Origin of the sequence: Streptomyces sp. CB01249 (assembly GCF_001905735.1) — a bacterium.
Taxonomy (GTDB): Bacteria; Actinomycetota; Actinomycetes; order Streptomycetales; family Streptomycetaceae; genus Streptomyces.
This window is the reverse complement of record NZ_LISW01000001.1, coordinates 1,639,112-1,657,081: the sequence shown is the minus strand read 5'-3', so window position 1 is coordinate 1,657,081 and position 17,970 is coordinate 1,639,112. Positions and strand designations below refer to the sequence as shown.

Below are 17,970 nucleotides of genomic sequence, written 5' to 3'. Positions count from 1 at the left end.
TCGCATGTCAGGCGGCCGCCTCCGCACGCGCCAGGAGAGCCGGGAGACCGGCGAGGAGAGGGGCCTCGCCGCAGGCCGAGGCGACGACCAGCTCCTCCAGTGCCCACAGGTGCGCCCTGATCCTGGGCGGCGGGAGGTAGGCCGTGTCGGCGGTGAGCATGACGGCGAGGACGCCCTCCTCCTCGGTGACGTGGACGCAGTACCGGCAGCCGAGCTTGTCCTCGGTGGCCGGGAAGCCGAACTCCGTACGGGCCCGTGCCGCACGCAGCTCCGCCGCACCCGGCGGCGGCCCCTCGCCCGGCGGGCGTACGAAGAACCGCTGGTCGTTGTAGCAGCAGTACGGGTGTACGGGGGTGCCGCGTTCCCGGCCGACGCGCTCGCGCAGGGCCTCCCAGGCGACCGGGTCGTAGGACGCGGCCCGGTATCCCGCCAGGGCCGCGCGCCACGCCACCGGCAGGAGGTCCGTGAACCGTTCGGATCCGGCCGTGTCGAGCAGGAACGGCGCGTCCTGGGAGAGCATCGCCACCAGGTCCCGCCGGTCCTCGGCGGCCCGGTTGGCGGAGATGGGCATCATGGCCGCCGTGGGGTGGCCGCCCTCGGCGGCGACCAGGGCGGCCAGGGCGGTCATCAGGACCGTCGACCCACTGATCCGGTGGGCGGCCGCGAGCGTGTCCGTCGCCCTCATCAGCGCCTCGGACACCAGACGGCCGCTCCAGAAGCGGGGGGTGCGGGGAGCGGCGGCCTGCCGGGGGAACATGGTCGGCGGCATGGTCCGGTAGAAGCTCTCCCACTGGGCGAGGGCCCGTTCGCTGCGGCGGACACCGGCCGGTCCGTGCTGGTCCCGGGCGAGGTCGAGGGGGTTGGTGCGCGGAGCCCGCCCGGCCGAGCCCCGGCGCACCAGCAGCCGCAGGTCGCGTACCACCTGTTCGGCGGCGTGGCCGTCGGCCGCGAGGTGGCAGAGGACCAGCGCCGCATGCGTGACCCGGCCCCGGTGGCAGACGGCGCCGACGCGCAGCGGCCATTCCCGCGCGTAGTCGAAGCGGGCGGCGGTCAGTTCGTCCAGCAGGGTGCGGGCGGTGGCCTCGGTCCGTTCCGGGTCGGGCTCGTCCACCAGGGTGACCGGCAGGGCGCCGCAGTCGGTGAGCGACTGGCGGGGTTCGCCGCCCTCATCGTCGTACAGCCGTGTGCGCAAAGCCTCGTGACGTTCCATCAGGGCGGTGAGAGCCGTGGCGAACCGGGCCAGGTCCGTGACGCGTCCGCGCTCTCCCAGCGGGAGGAGGCGCCCGATGTTGAAGTAGACGTCGTTGGGCGCGGTGCGCAGGATCGCGTTCCAGATCGCCCGCTGGCCCCAGGTGAGGGGTGCCGTGCCCGCCCTGTCCCCGGCGAAGGGGATGTGCAGGGTGCGGGCGGTGGCGAGGTCGTTCATCCGGTCACCAGCCGGGCCGCCAGGCTGTCGATGCTCTCCTGGTAGAACGCCGGGTCGGCGAGGTCGATTTCTACGCCGTACTCGTCCTCCAGGGTGTCGGCGAGCCGGAGCAACGCGAGGGAGTTGACGCCCAGTTCGGTGAGAGTGCCCCGGGCGGTGAGGATCTCGGCCGTGGCGAGCTGCCCGTCCATGGCGGCGCTGATCAGCCCGGCGAGCCGTGCGCGTGGACCGGTGGCCGGGTCCTGGGCGGTGCTCACCTGTCCTCCCCGGCGGCGAGGCGGCGGCGCAGGCTCAGGGGCCTGATGTCGGGCCACACCTGGTCGACGTGGGCCACGCACTCCTCCTCCGTACCGCTGAACCCCTCGGGCCGCCACCCGGCGGGCAAGGGGGTTTCGGCAGGCCAGAGGGCGTGCTGTTCCTCGTCGTTGACCGCCACCAGGTAGCGCAGGGCGGGTGTGTTCACTGGTTCTCCTCGATGAGTGCGGCGACGCACGCGGCGATGCCGTGGACGGTAGGGCTGTCGAAGAAGACGTCGAAGGGCACGGCGACGCCGTACTCCTTGCGGATGCGGCCCGCGATGGCGGTGATGGTGAGGGAGTGGCCGCCGAGGTCGAACAGATCCTCGTCGGGGCCGAGGTCGTCGAGGTCCAGCACCTCGCGCCAGATGGCGAGGACGGTGGCGGTGACGCCCTCGTCGCCCGCGCCCACAACAGGGCTTTCGCCGGTCACTCGTTCACGCGGTGGTTCGGGCAGGGCGGCCCGGTCGAGTTTGCCGTTGGGGGTGAGCGGCATCGCGTCGAGCGCCACGTAGGCGTCGGGCAGGGCCGCCGCGGGCAGCGAGCGGGCGAGGTGGTCGCGCAGTGCCTGGGGCGTGGGTGGTACGTGGTCGGGCGCGGCCACCACGTAGGCCACGAGCCTCCCGGACTCGCCGTCCGGGGTCTCCCGCAGCACCGTCACCGCCTGGGCGACCTGCGGGTGGCTGCCGAGGGCGGTGTCGATCTCGCCGAGTTCGATGCGGTGGCCGCGCACCTTCACCTGGGTGTCGGACCGGCCCGCGAAGGCGAGGCGGCCGTCGGCGGTGCGCCGGACGAGGTCGCCCGTGCGGTAGAGGCGGGCTCCGGGCGGGCCGAACGGGTCCGGGACGAAGCGGCAGGCGGTGAGCCCGGGGCGGCCCCGGTAGCCGTGGGCGACACCGTCACCGCCGATGTACAGCTCGCCGGTCAGCCCCTGCGGCAGCGGCTGGAGGAGGGCGTCCAGGACGTAGGTGCGGGTGTTGGCGAGCGGGCGGCCGATGGTCACGGGGTCGTCGGATCCGAGCTCGGCGGCCGTGGACCACACCGTCGTCTCGGTCGGCCCGTACACGTTGACCAACCGGCCCACGGCCGTGCGCAGTTCGCGGGCGAGGGCGTCGGGCAGGGCCTCTCCCCCGGTCAGGGCCACCAGGTCCGGCGCGTGGAGCCCGGCGGCGAGCATGGTGCGCCAGCCGCTGGGGGTGGCCTGTACGTGGGTAAGCCGGTGCCGGTCGACGAGCTCGGCGAGTGCCGTGCCGTCGCGGTGGCGGCCCTCCGGGACGAGGACGACGGTGCCGCCCGTGACGAGGGGGAGGAAGAGTTCGACGGTGGAGATGTCGAAGGAGAGCGAGGTGAGCCCGAGCCAACGGCTGCCGGGACCGGTGCCGGTGGTGTCCCGCAGCGCCGCGAGGAGGTTGGCGAGGGCCCCGTGCGACACCTCGACGCCCTTGGGCACACCGGTGGAGCCGGAGGTGTAGAGCACATAAGCGGGGTCCGCGAGGGCGGGCGGCGCGGGCGCGGGCGGGGCGTCGGGCAGCCGGTCCAGGTCCTCCGGCCCCGGATCGGTGGCGGTCTCCACGCTGATCCCGGAGTCGGCGCGGAGGAACGCCAGCCGCTCCGCCGGGTGGTCGGGGTCCAGCGGCAGGTAGGCGGCACCGGCGGTGAGCGTGCCGAGCGCGGCGACGAGCTGGGCGGCCGAGCGGGGCAGGGCGATGCCGACGAGGGCGCCGGGACCGGCCCCCTGGGCGCGCAACCGGTGGGCGCGGCGGCGGACGGCGGCGTCGAGTTCGGCGTACGTGAGGGTGGTGTCGCCCTCGATGACGGCGACGGCGTCCGGGGTCGCGGCGGCCTGGGCGGCGAACAGCGCGGGCAGGGTGGCGGGGGCGTTGCCCGGGGCGCGGGTGGTGTCGGCGAGCAGCGTCGCACGTTCCCGGGGCGGCAGGACCGGCAGCAGGCCGAGGGCGGTGTCCGGGGCGGCCAGGGCCCCTTCGAGCAGGGTGAGGAAGTGGTCCAGGACGCGGGCGGGCGCCTCGCTCTCGAAGGCGGCGGTGCGGTACTGGAGGCTGCCCTCCAGGCTGTCGGGCGCGTCGACCAGTTGGAGGTGGGCGAGGTTGCGGGCGGTGCGCGCGAAGCCGGTCCACTCGGCGCGCACGTCGAGGCCGGGGCCGAAGTCGGCGGGCCGGGAGGTGTCGCGCCGCCGGTAGCTGAGGGAGACCGGGCACAGCGCGGTGCGCGGGGTGAGTCCGCGCACCGCACGGCTGAGGGGGACGGTGCGGTGGGCGTAGAGAGCGCGCAGCTCGGCCCGGACCTCCTGGACGAAGTCCGCGAAGGTGGGCTCGGGGCGCGGGTCGGTGAAGAGGGGCAGTTCGTTGACGTGCAGGCCGACCTGCCGAGGCGCGCCGGGCACGCGGGTGGAGAGTTCGATCGCGGTGGCGGGGGCGGTGTTGCCGTACCGGAGCAGCAGGGCGTGCCAGGCCGCCGTGAGGAGTTCGAAGCGGGTGACGCCGAGCGTCGCGGCGGCGGTGACCAGGCGGGCGTGCCACGCCCCGTCGCGCCGGAAACCGCAGGCGCTGCCGGGGGCCGGGGCGATGGGGTCCGCCTGGTGGGCGGTGAGACCGGGGAAGGCGGGAGCCTGGGTGTCGTGCCGGCGGCCCGCCCAGAAGCGGGTCGCGTCCTGGACATCCGCCTCGGAGACGGGCGGCGCGGGTGCCGGTGCCTCGGCGGCCGGGAGCTGCCCGGTCTCCCCCGTGACCGCCCGGTACGCCCGGGCCACTCCGGTGACCAGAAGGTCCTTGGACTCGCCGTCGAAGACGAGGTGGTGGGCGACCACGAGCAGCAGATGCCGGTCCGGGGCGGTGGTGAACAGCGTGGCGCGTGCCAGGGCCTCACCCGGTGAGAAGCGGGCGGCGGTCTCCTCCTCGCGGAGCTTGCCGAGGTCGCCGGGCGTGGCCGTGACCAGGCGCAGGGGCGGTGCCTCGCCCGGGAGCAGGCCCGGCCCTGCGGGATCGGTGCGGGAGGCGAGCACGGGGGTGGCCCGTACGTAGTCGCCCCAGGCCGTCGCCAGGGCTGCGGGGTCCAGGGGCCCTTGGATGTGCAGGGCGAGGCTGAGGTGGTACGCCGATTCGGTGTCGAGGGTCTGCTCGGTGACCCAGAGCCCGTGCTGGGCCGGGTCGAGCGGGGCCGGTGTGTCGAAGATGGGGGTCATGGGGTCGCCTCGTCGTCCAGGAGCCGGTGGAGTTCACGTTTGAGGACCTTGCCGCCCTCGTTGCGGGGCAGGGTGGCGCGGAAGAGGATCCGGGCCGGCAGTTCGTGCGCGGCGAGCCGGTCGAGCAGGAAGGCCCGCAGCCGGGTGGTGTCCGGCTCGCCCTGCCGGGGCACGACGACGGCGGCGACGACGCTCCCCAGCACGGGGTGCGGGATGCCGAACGCGGCGGCGTCGGCGATGTCCGGGTGGGCGTGCAGCGCGTTCTCGACCTGGATGGTGGACACCTTGTGGGCGCCGGACTTGATGACGTCGCGCTCCCGGTCGAGCAGGTGGAGGTAGCCGTCCGCGTCGAGCCGCCCGATGTCGCCCATGCGCACCCAGCGGCCCCGGAAGACCTCGGCGTCCGCGTCGGGGGCGCCCAGGTAGGCGCGGGGAGCGGTGGGTGAGCGCAGCCAGATTTCGCCGGGTTCGCCGGTGGCCGCCGGGCGCCCTTCGGCGTCGGTGATGCGCAGGTGGTCGAGTGAGGCGGGGCGGCCGGGTGAGTCGGGGTGGTCGGGGTCGAACAGCAGGGTGATCTGGGCGGGCGCGGCCTCGGTCGAGGTGTAGTAGTTGACGATCTGCGCTCCGGGGAACGCCTGCGCCAGCCGTAGCGCCACGGGTTGCGGGAGTGCCGCAGCCGTCGAGCCGACCAGCTTGACCGTGCTGAGGTCGCGGCGGGTGAGGGCGGTGGACGCGAGGAGTTCGATGGCGGTCGCGGGCACCAGAAAGACGCTGCCGACCGCGTGCTCCTCGATGAGCCGGGCGAACCGCAGCGGGGTGAACTGCGGGGCGGCGACACCGGTGGCGGCGGTGTCCAGGCAGTTCACGAGCATCGTCTGTCCGGCGTTGGTGCCGATCGGGAAGCTGTGCAGGAAGGTGCGCGAGTGGCGCAGGGGTCTGCGGCGTTCGTCCAGGGTGCAACCGTGGGCGAGGTTGGCGTGGGTGGCCCGGACGCCCTTGGGGAGGCCGGTGGTGCCGGAGGTGTAGAGGTACTGGGCGGGTGCGGACGGGTCGGGGAACGGCAGCCCGTCCCCGGCCCCGGTCTCGAAGTCGTCGCCGGCCGCCCGCCACACCCCTGCGGGCAGCCGGGGCGGTGGCCCGCCCTCGCCGTGCAGGACGCCCGCGCACCGGCTGTCCCCGACGATGTGCGCGGCGGCGGCCGGGGCCAGCCGGTCGGACAGGGGTACGGCGATGCCGCCCGCCCACTGCACCCCGCAGTAGGCGACCGCGTAATCGGTCCACTCCGTACTTCCGTAGCGCAGCCCGACCGGAGCGCCGGGGCGCAGGCCACGGGCGAGCAGGCCGTGCGCGAGGGCGGCGGCCCGGTCGCGCCAGGTGCCGAAGTCCAGGGCGCGCGGGCCGTTGCGGAGGGCGACGCGGTCCGGGTGGAGGTCGGCGCGGTGGACCAGTAGCTCGATCAGGGAGCGCGGGGGCGCGGCGGGGCTCACCGGTCATCCCCCGCAGCGGCGAGCGCGGCCGCGCGTTCACGGAGTCCGATCAGGTCGTCGGGTTCGGCATCCGGCACGTCGCGGTCGAAGCGGGCGAGGACCGGCAGCCGCAGGGCCAGGGCCACCAGCGCCAGCATCACCAGGCAGCACAGCAGGTACATCAGCCCGATCCCACGCCCCGGCCCCGTGCCCAGCACCCGTCCGACGCTGTCGGCCAGCACACCGTCGTCGGCGAGCAACGGGTCGAACAGCCGGGCGCCCAGGGGTGCGACGAGTCCGTGCCCGATGGGGAGGGTGGACCAGGCGACCATGGTGTTCAGGGCGAAGACGCGGCCGTGGAACCGCTGCGGGACCTTCACCTGGACGATGGTCGAGTACACCCCGTTGACCAGGGCGATGGCGCAGGACATCCCGAAGGCACCGGCACCGATCACCCAGAGGTCGGCCCGCAGCCCGGTCACCGCCCCGGCCAGGGCGAACACCCCGGCCAGCGCCAGCATGCCGCGCACCCGGTGCCTGCGGGGCCCGCCCCACACCCCCATGATCAGCCCGCCCGCGACGGCCCCGGCCCCGCCCGCCGTGGCCACCGCCGCCGCCCCGTCCAGGGTGTCGAAGGACAGCACCAGGGGCGTCACCAGCAGGAACAGCGGCGACAGGAAGAGGTTGAGCGCGGCGAACCACAGGAGCATCGAGCGGAAGCCCTTGTGCCGCCAGGTGTAGGCGAAACCCTGTTTGATCTCCTCGATGACCGGTTCCCGGCGGGTCCAGGGCAGGGTGCGGGGGAACCTGACGCAGAGGAGTACGGCGACCGCTACCACGTAACTCGCGATGTCGAGAATCAGGATGCCGCGCAGACCGATGCCCGCCATCAGCGCCACCGCGACGAGCGGCACCACGAACTGAGCCGCACCGAAGGCGAGTTGGACGACCCCGTTGGCATGGCCGAGATAGCGCTTGGGGACCAGCTGCGGGATCGCGGAGCTGTACGCGAGGCGCTGGAAGGTCAGCGCCACCGAGAGGCTGCCGAGCAGCACGTACAGATACCAGGTGTCCAGTACACCGCCGAGCAGCAGGCACAGCATGGCCACCTGGCTGAGCCCCGCCGTGAGGTCGCCCGCGAGCATCACCTTGCGCCGGTCGAACCGGTCCACGACGGCACCGGCCAGCGGGCCGACGAGGATGCCCGGCAGCATGGCCACCACGGAGTACAGCGCGAACCGTGCCAGGGAGCCCGTCTCCAGCAGAATCCAGATCGGCAGGGCGAACTCCGTGAGCGCGGAACCCACGATCGACCCCAACTGCCCGAGCACGACGGCGAGGAAGCGCTTGGTGCCCGGGGCCGGGACACCCGAACCCTTCGCGTCGTCACCGTCCGCCGGGTCCGCCTCGGCGTCGCCCGGCGGCCCGGTCTCCGCGTGGAACCACCAGGCCGTGTCCGGGGAGCGCGCGGGCAGGGTCGCGGTGGTCCCCACGCGGATCGCCTCGTGGACGCTCGTCACCGCCTCGGCGACCTCGGCGGCCCGGTACTTCACGAAGAAGTGGCCGCCCTGGTCGATGACCGCGACCGCCGACCGCTCCGCGAGGAGCAGCCACTCCCGGTAACGCTCCTGATAGAAGTCGGCGGCCGGGTCGCGGTCGCCGACGAGCGACACCAGCGGGGCCCGCAGCCTCGGGGCGCCCGCCTCGACGTCCGCGATGGCCCCGGTGAAGTACTCCTCGGCGGCCTGGCTGTCGCGGCGCATGTTGCCCACGATGAACTCGGTCTGCTCCCGGTCGAGCTGGGAGGTGTCGACACCCATGCCGGTGAGCCAGTTGACGTACACCCGGTTGCCGAGCAGCGACTCGAGCGAGGCCACCTTGGACAGTGCGCCGAGCACCCGTCCGCGCGGCTTGGCGAAGGGGAACTGCGCGCCCGCGTACACCGCTTCGAGCTCGCGGCCCGACGCTTCGAGCAGGCGCGCGGTCGCCACGGCCAGCGCGGTGCCGACACCGCAGTGCCCGTACACGATGAGCGGGCCCGTGACCCGTTCGCGTATCTCGGCGGCCAGGCTCTCCGCGAGTTCCCCGAACGGCAGATGTTCCTCCGTCACACCGACGTCATGGCCCGGAATGGCGACAGACCACAACGCGTAGCCCTCGGGCAGGAGATCCGCGACGGGCTGGTACACGACCGCGCTGCCACCGCCGTACGGAACACAGACCAGAGTGGCGCGCAGGCGTCCGGCCGGGGCCTGCGGGGTGAGGCGGTGCAGCAGCCTGCGGGGACCCCGGGCGTCCTCGGGGATGTCCGCCAGCGCGGCAAGGTCCCTGACGGTCCGGCAGGTGAACAGGTCCATCACGCTGACCGGCCGGGCGCCTGCCTCCGGGAGCAGTCTCCGGGCGCGGGCGACGACCTGGGTGGCGAGCAGCGAGTGGCCGCCGAGGTCGAAGAAGTCCTCGTCCACACCGACTTCGTCCAGCCCGAGCACATCGGCCCACACCTCGGCGAGCACCCGTTCCGCCGGAGTCCCGGGGGCACTGGCCGCGCCGGTCGTCCGGTGGATCTGCGGAGCGGGCAGCCCCCGGCGGTCCAGCTTGCCGTTGGGCGTGAGCGGGAGGGCCGGGAGAGCCGTGAAGGAGGCGGGCACCATGTAGTCCGGCAGCACCTGCTTGAGCGCGGTGCGCAGGTCCTGCGGGTCGGGCGCGGGCTCCTCGTCGGCGGTGACGAGGTAGGCGGCGAGCCGCTTGTCGCCCGGGGTGTCCTCGCGTACGACGACGGCCGCCTCGCTCACCGGGGGCAGGGCGCGCAGGGCCGCCTCGATTTCGCCGGGTTCGATGCGCAGGCCGCGCAGCTTGACCTGCTGGTCGATGCGGCCCAGGTGTTCCAGGGCCCCGTCCGGGCGGCGCCTGCCCAGGTCGCCGGTGCGGTAGAGCCGCGATCCCGGCGGACCGTACGGGTCGGGGACGAACCGGGAGGCGGTGAGCCCCGGTCGCCGGTGGTAGCCGAGGGCGACCCCGGTCCCGGCGATGTGGATCTCACCGGGTGCGCCCGGGGGCACCGGCCGCAGTGCCCGGTCCAGGACGTAGAGGCGGATGTTGTCGACCGGGAAGCCGATGGGGACCATGTCCAGCGGCCCTTCGCACTCCCAGGCCGACACGTCCACCGCCGCTTCGGTGGGCCCGTACAGGTTGGCCAGGGCGCAGCCGGGCAGCGCCTCGCGGAAGGCGCGCGCCGTGTCGGGCGGCAGCGCCTCGCCGCTGCACACGACGCGGCGCAGGGCCGTGCACCGCCCCGCGCCCTCCTCGGCGAGGAAGAGCGGCAGCACCGAGGGGACGAAGTGGGCGACGGTCACGGGTGCGGAGCGGATGAGCTCGCTGAGGTAGGCGGCGTCCTTCTGGCCCCCGGGACGGGCCAGCACGAGACGCGCGCCGGTCATCAGCGGCCAGAAGAACTCCCAGACGGAGACGTCGAACCCGGCCGGCGTCTTCTGGAGCACAGAGTCCTCGGGACCGATGGGGTAGCTCCGCTGCATCCACAACAGCCGGTTGACGATGGCGCGGTGGGTGTTCGGCACACCCTTGGGGCGGCCGGTGGAGCCGGAGGTGTAGATGAGGTAGGCGGGATCGTCCGGTGTCGGCACCGACATCGTGGGAGCGCTCCCGCGAGACAGGTCGCCGTCGTCTTCGAGGTGGAGGACGGTGGCCTTGCAGCCCTCGGGGACGGGGATGTCCCGCTGGGTCAGGAGCACCCGCGCCCCGCTGTCCTCCAGCATGAACGCGAGCCGTTCGGGCGGATATTCGACGTCGAGCGGGGTGTAGCAGGCTCCGGCCCGCAGGACGGCGAGGAGGGCGGCGACCAGTTCGAGGGAGCGTTCCGCGCCGACGGCGACGACGTCCCCGGGGCCGGTGCCCGCCGCGAAGAGCCGGGCGGCGATGCGGTCGGCGGCGGCGTCCAGCCCGGCGTAGGTGAGGCTGCCGTCGTCGGCCGTCACGGCGGTGGCGTCGGGAGTACGGGCGATCTGCTCGGCGATGAGGGAGACCAGGGTGGCATCGGCCGGGACCGGCGCCTCCGTACGGTTGAAGTCCTCGGTCTCCAGGGCGCGTTCGTCGTCCGACAGCAGGTCGATGTCGGACAGCGGCACGTCCGGCCGGTCGGCCACGGCGTGCAGCAACCGGTCGAGGTGGGCGGCGAGCCGGGCGATGTCCGCCTCGGCGAAGAGGTCGGTGTTGTAGTTGAAGGCGCCGCGCAGCCCGTCCGGCCACTCCATGAGGAACAGTTCGACGTCGAACCGGGTGCCCGAGGCGCGCAGTCCGTAGGTCTCGGCGTCCAGGCCCGGACCGGTGGTGGCCTGGCGTCCGGTGGCGTAGTTCTGGACGGCGAGCACCGCCTGGAAGACCGGCGAGCGGGAGACATCGCGTTCCACGTTCAGCTCGGTGACCAGCTGGGCGAACGGCAACTCCTGGTGGGCGTAGGCCTCCAGGCAGGTCTCGCGGGTGCGGTCCAGCAACTCGGCGAAGGTGGGGTCACCGTCGAGCCTGGCGCGCAGGGCCAGGACGTTGACGAACATGCCGACCAGGCCCTCCAGTTCCGGTTCGGGGCGGCCCGCGACGGGTGATCCGACGGCGAAGTCGCGCTGGCCGCTGAACCGGGCCAGGAGTTCCTGGAAGGCGGCGAGCAGCACCATGTGGATCGTCGCCCCGTGTGCCTTGCCGAGGGCGGCGAGCCGGTCGAGGAGTGCGCGCTCCACCTGGAATCCGTAGCCGGCCCCGTCGAACGTCTGCCGCGCCGGGCGGGGCCGGGCGGTGGGCAGGACGAGCGGTTCCACTCCGGCGAGCTCGTCCGCCCAGTAGGCGACTTCGGTGGTGAGCGCGTCCCCGTTCAGCCGGTCGCGCTGCCACTGGGCGAAGTCGCCGTACTGGAGGGGCAGTTCGGGCAGGGGGTCGCCCTCCCCCGCGACGTGGGCCGCGTAGCAGCGCAGGATCTCGGAGATCAGGATCTCGCTGGACCAGCCGTCGCTGACGCTGTGGTGGACGACCAGCAGCAGGATGTGGTCGCGGTCGGCCACGCGTACGAGCAGGGTACGCAGCAGAGGACCGGCGGCCAGGTCGAAGGGTTCGGCCCCCGCCTCGTCCACCAGCCGCGCGGCGTGCTCCTCGTCCTGAGCCTCCACGACGGGGAGCGGCGCGGGCGCGGGCTCCGCGATCTCCAGCACGGGGCGGCCGTCATCGGTCACCGGGTAGCGGGAGCGCAGCGTCTCGTGCCGGGCGGTGACGGTGTCCAGGGCGTGGGCCAGTGCCTCCCGGTCCAGTGCACCGCGCAGCCTGCGTGCGACGGGGATGTTGTACGCGGCGGTGCCGGGCGCGAACTGCTCCATGAACCACAGGCGTTCCTGCGCGAAGGAGAGCGGCGGAACGACGCCCTCAGGTCTCCGGGGGACGACGGGGCGGGAGGGGGCGGCGCGGCCTGCCGTGAGCCTGCGGCTGAGCAGAGCGCGCTTGGCGTCGGAGAGCCCGGCGGGGGTTGTGGTGGTGTCGCTCATGACGGCGTACCGGTTCCTTCCAGGGTGCCGCTGTCCGAGGCGAGGAGGGCGGCCGCCTCCTCCTCGGACAGGGCGTCGATCTCGGCCGTCAGGGCGGCCTCCACGGCCTCGGCGAAGGCCGCGACCGTGCGGTGGGTGAAGAGGGTGCGCAGGGGGACGGTGAGCTCGGCGGTGGCCCGGACGCGGGCGATGACCCGGGTGGCGAGCAGGGAGTGCCCGCCCAGGTCGAAGAAGTCGTCCAGGGCGCCGACCCGTTCGACGTCCAGCACCTCACGCCAGATGTCGGCGACCAGCTCCTCTGCCTCGGTGCGCGGGGCCAGATAGCTCGCGCGGAGCTCCGGGCGCTGCTCGGGAGCGGGCAGGGCCGCGCGGTCCAGCTTGCCGTTCGGGGTGAGCGGCAGCCGGTCCAGCACGAGGACGGCGGCGGGCACGAGGTGGGCCGGTAGGAGCGCTCCCACGGCGCTCCGCGCGGCGACGGGATCGAGGCCCGTGGCGGCCGGGACCACGTAGGCGACCAGGGTGTCGCGGTGGGCGACGACCACTGCCTCGGCGATCCCGGGCTGGGCGAGCAGCGCATTCTCGGTCTCGCCGGGCTCCACGCGGTAGCCGCGCACCTTGAGCTGGCCGTCCAGCCTGCCCAGGAATTCCAGGGCGCCGTCGGCCCGGCGGCGCACCAGGTCGCCGGTCCGGTAGCGGCGGGAGCCCGGCGGGCCGTACGGGTCCGGGACGAAGGCGCGCGCGGTGGCGCCCGGCCGTCCGGTGTAGCCGTAGGTCACCCCCGTGCCGCCGAGGAGGAGTTCGCCGGGGGTGCCGGGCGGGACCGGGCCGCCGTGCTCGTCGCACACGGTGGCGGTGACGCCGCCGATCGGGGTGCCGATGGGCGGGCGGGTGCGGGTGTCCGCGTCGTCGAGGTCGGCGGTCGTGGCGATGACGGTGGTCTCGGTGGGGCCGTACGAGTTGACGAGGCGGACCCGGTCCCCGATTCGCTCGCGCCAGGCCCGGACGGCGCCGGCCTGGACCTGGTCGGCGCCCAGGATCAGCAGCCGCAGCTCGTCCGGCCAGGCGACGACGTCCGGGTCGCCGACGAGGTGCTGCCAGTACGGGGTGGGCAGGTCCATGACCGTGACGTCGGCGGTGAAGTCCTCGGTGAGCTGGTCGGGCAGCGTGGCTCCGGGGTCAGCCACGACGAGGGCGGCCCCGGCGGCCAGCGCGGGGAACAGCTCCTCGGCGCAGGTGTCGAAGCTGAGTGAGGCGCAGTGCAGGACGCGGTCCTCGGCGGTGATTCCGTACCCCTCGCGCATCCAGCGCACCCGCTCGGCCAGCGCCCGGTGCGGGACGAGGACACCCTTGGGCCTGCCGGTCGAGCCGGAGGTGTAGACGAGGTACGCGGGGTCGTCGGGGAGGGGCGCGGTGCGGTCGGTGGGCCCCTCCCCCGCCGGTCCGGTGTCCGCCGCGTCCTCCACGTACAGCGTCCGAACACTCCCGGGCAGCTCGGGCCGTGAGGTGTCGCGGGTGGTCAGGACGGTGCGGGCGCCGCTGTCGGCGGCCATGTACGCGATCCGGGCGGGCGGGTAGTCGGGGTCCAGGGGGAGGTAGGCGGCACCGGCGCGCCAGGCGGCGAGCATCGCCACGACGGCGTGCGGTCCGCGCGGCAGCAGCACGCCGACGGTGTCCCCGCGCCGCACCCCCTCGGCGGTCAGCCGTGCGGCGAGGCCGCCCGCGCGCTGCCACAGCTCGGCGTACGAGAGCGAGGAGCCGCGCCCGCGCAGGGCCTCGGCGCCCGGGCGTTCGCGGACGGTGCGGGCGATGGCGTCGTGCACGGTGGGCGGGCCGTCGGGCAGGGCGGGTCCCCGGCCTGCCGCGCGCAGGGCGGCGCGCTCGGGTCCGTCCAGCAGCGGCAGGAGGTGGACCGGGGTGTCCGGGCCGTCCACCGCTCCGCGCAGCAGCGTCTCGAACCAGCGCGCGAGGCGGGCGACCCGGTCGCCGTCCAGCAGGTCCGTGCGGTGGCCGAAGACGGCGACCACGTCCTCGCCGTCCCGGCGCACGTCGAGGGTGAGGTCGAACTTGCAGGCCCGCATGGCGGGGTCCAGCTCGGTGCAGCCGAGACCGGCGAAGGACGCGTCGCGCAGCAGACCGGCGTCCTGGGTGTGGACGGTCAGCATCGTCTGGAACAGCGGGGTGCGCCCCGGGTCCCGGTCCAGGCGCAGGGCTTCGGCCAGTTCCTCGAAGGGGACGCGGTGGTGGGCGAAGGCGCCGAGCACCGTGGTGCGGGCGCGGCGGAGCAGGTCGGCGAAGGTGGGCGTCCCGGTCAGGTCGGAGCGCAGGACCAGGGTCCGCGAGAAGTAGCCGATGGCCTGTTCGGCGTCGGGTCCCGAGCGGCCCGCGGTGGGAACGCCGACGCAGAAGTCGCGTTGCCCGGTGCAGCGGTGCAGGGTCGCCTGGTAGGCGGCGAGCAGCACCATGAACGGGGTGCAGCGCCGGGCCCTGGCCAGGGCGTCGATCAGGGGCCCCGCGCCGGTGAGGATCCGGGTGTGGAAGGCGCCCTCGGGCGAAGGGTGTTCGGGGCGGGGGCGGTCGAGGGGCAGTTCCAGGGCGGGTGCGCCGTCCAGGCGTTCCCGCCAGTAGGCAAGGGCTTCGCGCGCCTCCTCCTCGTCCGCGTCCCGCTCCTGCCCGTGCGGGTGCGCGGGCGGGGCGGGCAGGTCGGCGGTACCGCCCCGGAGGTGTGCGGTGTAGTGCGCCGCCAGCTCCTCGCGCAGGATGTTGAGGGACCAGCCGTCGGCGACGATGTGGTGCAGGACCACGCACAGGACGTGCTCGGTGTCTCCCGTACGGAAGAGGGCGACGCGCAGCAACGGGCCCCGGGCGAGGTCGAAGGCGCGGTTCGTGCGCTCGGCGATCAGCGGTTCGAGCCGGTCGCCCCGGTCGCGCAGGTCGAGGCATTCCACGTCGGCCGGGCCCGGTGCGGCCACCAGCGCGGACGGTTCGCCCTCCTCGGCGGGGAAGCTGCTGCGCAGCGCCGCGTGCCGGGCGGTCACCGCGTCGAAGGCCGCGCGCAGGGCGGGCTCGGACAGCTCGCCGGAGAGGCGCAGGACGAGCGGAATGTTGTACGAGGCGTCGTCGGGGTCCATCTGGTGCAGGAACCACAGACGTTTCTGGCCATGCGTCAGGTGCGACTGGACGGCCTGGGTACTCATCCGACTCCCTCGGCGCGCACGCCGAGCGGCGTGGTGTGCGCTTGCTTCAGGTCAATGGGGACGTGTGGAGCGTGTGGGGGGCGGAGCGGCGCGGCGGTACGGGAATACCGCGGCGGCCGAACGGTCTCGCCACCGGCGAGATCCGGTCAATCGCGGCTTCAGGTGTTGCGATGTTATGAACAGCACACGCATGCGTCAATGCAAGACCTGTACACACAAACGGAGTTGAGAAATCCGACGCGCTTATGCCGCCCGTCCGATGAGATCGCCCCGGACCCGGCCGGGCATTCATCCCTTCGGCTGGATCTTGGGCACAAATTACACCTTTCGCGTCCTTCCGGGTGGTGAATGGGGGCGTGCGACAGCAAACCCCCGGCCCGAGGAGCGTGGACCATCATGAACAACGCGGACAGTGCGTCGCAGAGCGTACAAACGATGTATGCCGAGCGGTTCGCCACCGATCTCACCGACAACCGTGCGGAGCAGAAGGAGCTCACCGCGCAGATCGAGCGGCTGCGGGCCCGCCTGGAACGGCTCAGGGCGGACGAGACCTGGCTGGCCGGGATGCAGGCCGCGCTGCCGGGAGAGACGGCACCCCCTCGGCCGCGCCGCGCGCCGCGTACCGGGGAGAAGCCGGCGGAGGGTGAGGCCCCGGCCGGCACCCCCGTCCCGGCCCCCCGGCCCGCCGGGCGCGCGAAGGCGAGGCCGTCCCGGGCGAGGACGAGCGGCAAGAAGGCGGCGGCCGCGGCGACCGCTCCGCTGCACCAGCTCATCCGCACCCTGATGCCCCTGGGCGAACCGCGCCTGGTGCGCGAGGTGCACGCGGATCTGACCGAGGCGCACCCGGAGCGCGGCACCTCGGTGCAGGTGGTGCGCAACACCCTGGAGACCCTGGTGAAGCGGGGTGTCGTCGGCAAGGGCATCCAGAAAGGCACGGCCATGTACACCGCGACCGAACCGGTCCCGGCCGAGGGCGGGACGGCCCGGGCGGCCGGCTGAGCGGCACAGGGCCGTCTCACGCGTCCGGCCCCCGGGGAGCGTGCTCCCCGGGGGCCGGACGGTGGTACTACGGCGTCAGGCGGCCGTGATGTTCTCCGCCTGCGGGCCCTTCTGGCCCTGCGTGATGTCGAAGGTCACCGCCTGGCCCTCCTGGAGCTCACGGAAGCCGGAGGCGTTGATGTTCGAGTAGTGAGCGAAGACGTCCGGCCCGCCGCCGTCCTGCTGGATGAAGCCGAAACCCTTTTCGGCGTTGAACCACTTGACGGTTCCGCTGGCCATGCCGGTGCCTCTCAGTCGATATCGGGAGCCGCACCACGCGGTCCCAGTGGTGTCCCGGTCCGCCCCTGCACAGCAAGGCGCCCGCGCCGGAGCACGGGCGGTTTCGGCGAACCACGACTTCCGGCGATGACGCTACATGGCGAAACCCCTCTCCACCAGAGAGCAACGACTTCGCGTCGCGCCGGATGCCCGGGAAAGGTGCTGATGGGGCCGTACTCACCGGGAATCAGGGGGTGGTGGCGTTCCGGACGTCCGCGACCGCGTCACCGGACCGGAGCACCGGAGGCGGTCGGCCCGGCTCCGGATGGAGCAGTGCCCGCCGGGATGAGAATGGTGCGGCCGGCAGGGGGGCTGCCGACCGCACCGAGTACCGCCCCGCCTCGGCCCGGGAGACCGAGGTGGGTGACGGAAAGAGCCAGATCAGCGGACCGTGGTGCGCAGTCCGCCCCCACCGGGGGACGAAATACGGTCTGCTGGTCAAGCCCTTCCCGCCACCGTTCTGAACGGGTGCGGAATTCCAGCTGCGAACATTGCCAGGAGAGGACAGCAGGAAGACCGCACGTCAGGCGCGGGTCCACCGCCCCGAAGAGCCGCGGTCCGCTGCCTCACGGGCTCCAGCATGGAAGGTAAACAGACTGTTTTCTACGTCCAGTTTTTAGCGCTAAGCCACGTCGCGCCAATTAGGCTCTCGCCCGCGCAACCGGGCCCATACGCGGGGGATTTGATCGCATGACCAACACGGACAAGACGGCACTTCGGACACTGCTCAGAGTCCGACGTGCACTGATCGACCCCACCGGACACGGTTTCCACCGTTCGTCCCGCCAGGGGCGCCGCGCACCCGGACTGTCCCAGCACCAGGTGGACCAGTTGCTGCACCGCACCCCCGGTACCTACCGCCGGCTGGAGTCCGGCGCCTGGCCGAGGCCGGACACCGGCTTCCTCCGTGATGTGGCGATGCTCTTCGCCCTCAACGAGCAGGAGTGGGTGTCGCTGTGCCGGTACGCGGGAATAGGCGACCCGCCCGGCCCGCTCACCGCCCGCTCGGGCAAGGAGGTGCCGGGTGTGTGGCAGGAGGCCATCGACGGGATGACCCACCCCGCGTACATCACCGACGCGTCCTGGGAGCTCATCGCGCACAACGACGAGTTCGCGCGGCTCTTCCCCGGCGGGAACGTGCCCGAGAACACCATGCGGTGGATGCTCCTCGAACCGCAGGGCCGCGACATGCTCATCGACTGGGACACCGCCTGGGCGCCGCTGGTCGTGCCGCAGCTGCGGGCGGCGCTCGCCAGCCGGCCCGACGACGAGGTGCTCCGCCGGCTGGAGAAGGACGTGCTGGCCGACCCGGGGTGTGCGCCGATCTGGGAGTCGGGCGGCGCGCACATCCACCCCGACGGCGACGAACGGCCCATCCGGCACGCCGTCGACGGCCCGGGGTGGGTGACGATGTGTGCCGCGCAGCCCATGGCCGCCCCGGGCGCGCGCATGATCGTTCTCGTCTTCCACGCGGGCGCGCGGCGCGCGCACAGCCGCGTTCCGGTCCTGCGCGCCCGGTAAAGGCTTCCCTC

10 protein-coding genes are annotated in these 17,970 nt (G+C 73.6%); 2 read left to right on the top strand and 8 right to left on the bottom strand.

The genetic code is table 11. The features are described from left to right. Nucleotides 1-7: 7 nt before the first annotated feature. The 7 genes from AMK18_RS06980 to AMK18_RS06950 are packed head-to-tail and all read right to left on the bottom strand — an operon-like array spanning nt 8 to nt 15,121. Nucleotides 8-1,426 carry a condensation domain-containing protein gene (locus AMK18_RS06980; RefSeq protein WP_073862069.1) on the bottom strand — a complete coding sequence of 473 codons (1,419 nt, stop codon included), beginning with the start codon at nt 1,424-1,426 and terminating at the stop codon, nt 8-10. Then, complete coding sequence (locus tag AMK18_RS06975; protein WP_073862068.1) at nt 1,423-1,683, bottom strand: acyl carrier protein; 261 nt, start codon at nt 1,681-1,683, stop codon at nt 1,423-1,425. Before AMK18_RS06975 ends, AMK18_RS06980 begins: the two co-directional genes overlap by 4 nt. Then, on the bottom strand, nt 1,680-1,889 hold the full coding sequence (locus AMK18_RS06970; RefSeq protein WP_018104978.1) for an MbtH family protein: 210 nt from the start codon (nt 1,887-1,889) through the stop codon (nt 1,680-1,682). Before AMK18_RS06970 ends, AMK18_RS06975 begins: the two co-directional genes overlap by 4 nt. After that, the gene (locus tag AMK18_RS06965) at nt 1,886-4,921 is read right to left on the bottom strand and encodes a non-ribosomal peptide synthetase (protein ID WP_073862067.1); all 3,036 of its coding nucleotides are present in this window, start codon (nt 4,919-4,921) and stop codon (nt 1,886-1,888) included. Before AMK18_RS06965 ends, AMK18_RS06970 begins: the two co-directional genes overlap by 4 nt. Next, complete coding sequence (locus AMK18_RS06960) at nt 4,918-6,408, bottom strand: class I adenylate-forming enzyme family protein (protein ID WP_073862066.1); 1,491 nt, start codon at nt 6,406-6,408, stop codon at nt 4,918-4,920. Before AMK18_RS06960 ends, AMK18_RS06965 begins: the two co-directional genes overlap by 4 nt. Then, nucleotides 6,405-11,927, bottom strand: a complete 5,523-nt coding sequence (locus AMK18_RS06955) for a non-ribosomal peptide synthetase/MFS transporter (protein ID WP_073862065.1) — start codon at nt 11,925-11,927, stop codon at nt 6,405-6,407. Before AMK18_RS06955 ends, AMK18_RS06960 begins: the two co-directional genes overlap by 4 nt. Beyond that, nucleotides 11,924-15,121, bottom strand: a complete 3,198-nt coding sequence (locus AMK18_RS06950) for a non-ribosomal peptide synthetase (RefSeq protein ID WP_073862064.1) — start codon at nt 15,119-15,121, stop codon at nt 11,924-11,926. The genes AMK18_RS06955 and AMK18_RS06950 overlap by 4 nt, the downstream gene beginning before the upstream one ends. 396 nt (nt 15,122-15,517) lie before the next feature. Here AMK18_RS06950 and AMK18_RS06945 point away from each other — a divergent pair, with 396 nt between their 5' ends. Further along, the gene (locus AMK18_RS06945) at nt 15,518-16,120 is read left to right on the top strand and encodes a hypothetical protein (protein ID WP_073862063.1); all 603 of its coding nucleotides are present in this window, start codon (nt 15,518-15,520) and stop codon (nt 16,118-16,120) included. Nucleotides 16,121-16,195: 75 nt separating this feature from the next. On the opposite strand, the gene AMK18_RS06940 is transcribed toward AMK18_RS06945, so the two are convergent. Then, nucleotides 16,196-16,399, bottom strand: coding sequence for a cold-shock protein (locus AMK18_RS06940; protein ID WP_018104984.1), 204 nt, complete (start codon nt 16,397-16,399; stop codon nt 16,196-16,198). Nucleotides 16,400-17,128: 729 nt separating this feature from the next. Between AMK18_RS06940 and AMK18_RS06935 the strand changes: the two genes are divergently transcribed. Beyond that, a complete protein-coding gene (locus AMK18_RS06935; RefSeq protein ID WP_026171767.1) occupies nt 17,129-17,959 on the top strand; it encodes an MmyB family transcriptional regulator in 831 nt (276 codons plus the stop codon). Nucleotides 17,960-17,970 lie beyond the last annotated feature (11 nt).

Coding starts and splice junctions, on each gene's coding strand:
- AMK18_RS06940 (WP_018104984.1), bottom strand. CDS start 16,399: ATGGCCAGCGGAACCGTCAAGTGGTTCAACGCCGAAAAGGGTTTCGGC.
- AMK18_RS06955 (WP_073862065.1), bottom strand. CDS start 11,927: ATGAGCGACACCACCACAACCCCCGCCGGGCTCTCCGACGCCAAGCGC.
- AMK18_RS06935 (WP_026171767.1), top strand. CDS start 17,129: ATGACCAACACGGACAAGACGGCACTTCGGACACTGCTCAGAGTCCGA.
- AMK18_RS06980 (WP_073862069.1), bottom strand. CDS start 1,426: ATGAACGACCTCGCCACCGCCCGCACCCTGCACATCCCCTTCGCCGGG.
- AMK18_RS06950 (WP_073862064.1), bottom strand. CDS start 15,121: ATGAGTACCCAGGCCGTCCAGTCGCACCTGACGCATGGCCAGAAACGT.
- AMK18_RS06945 (WP_073862063.1), top strand. CDS start 15,518: ATGAACAACGCGGACAGTGCGTCGCAGAGCGTACAAACGATGTATGCC.
- AMK18_RS06965 (WP_073862067.1), bottom strand. CDS start 4,921: ATGACCCCCATCTTCGACACACCGGCCCCGCTCGACCCGGCCCAGCAC.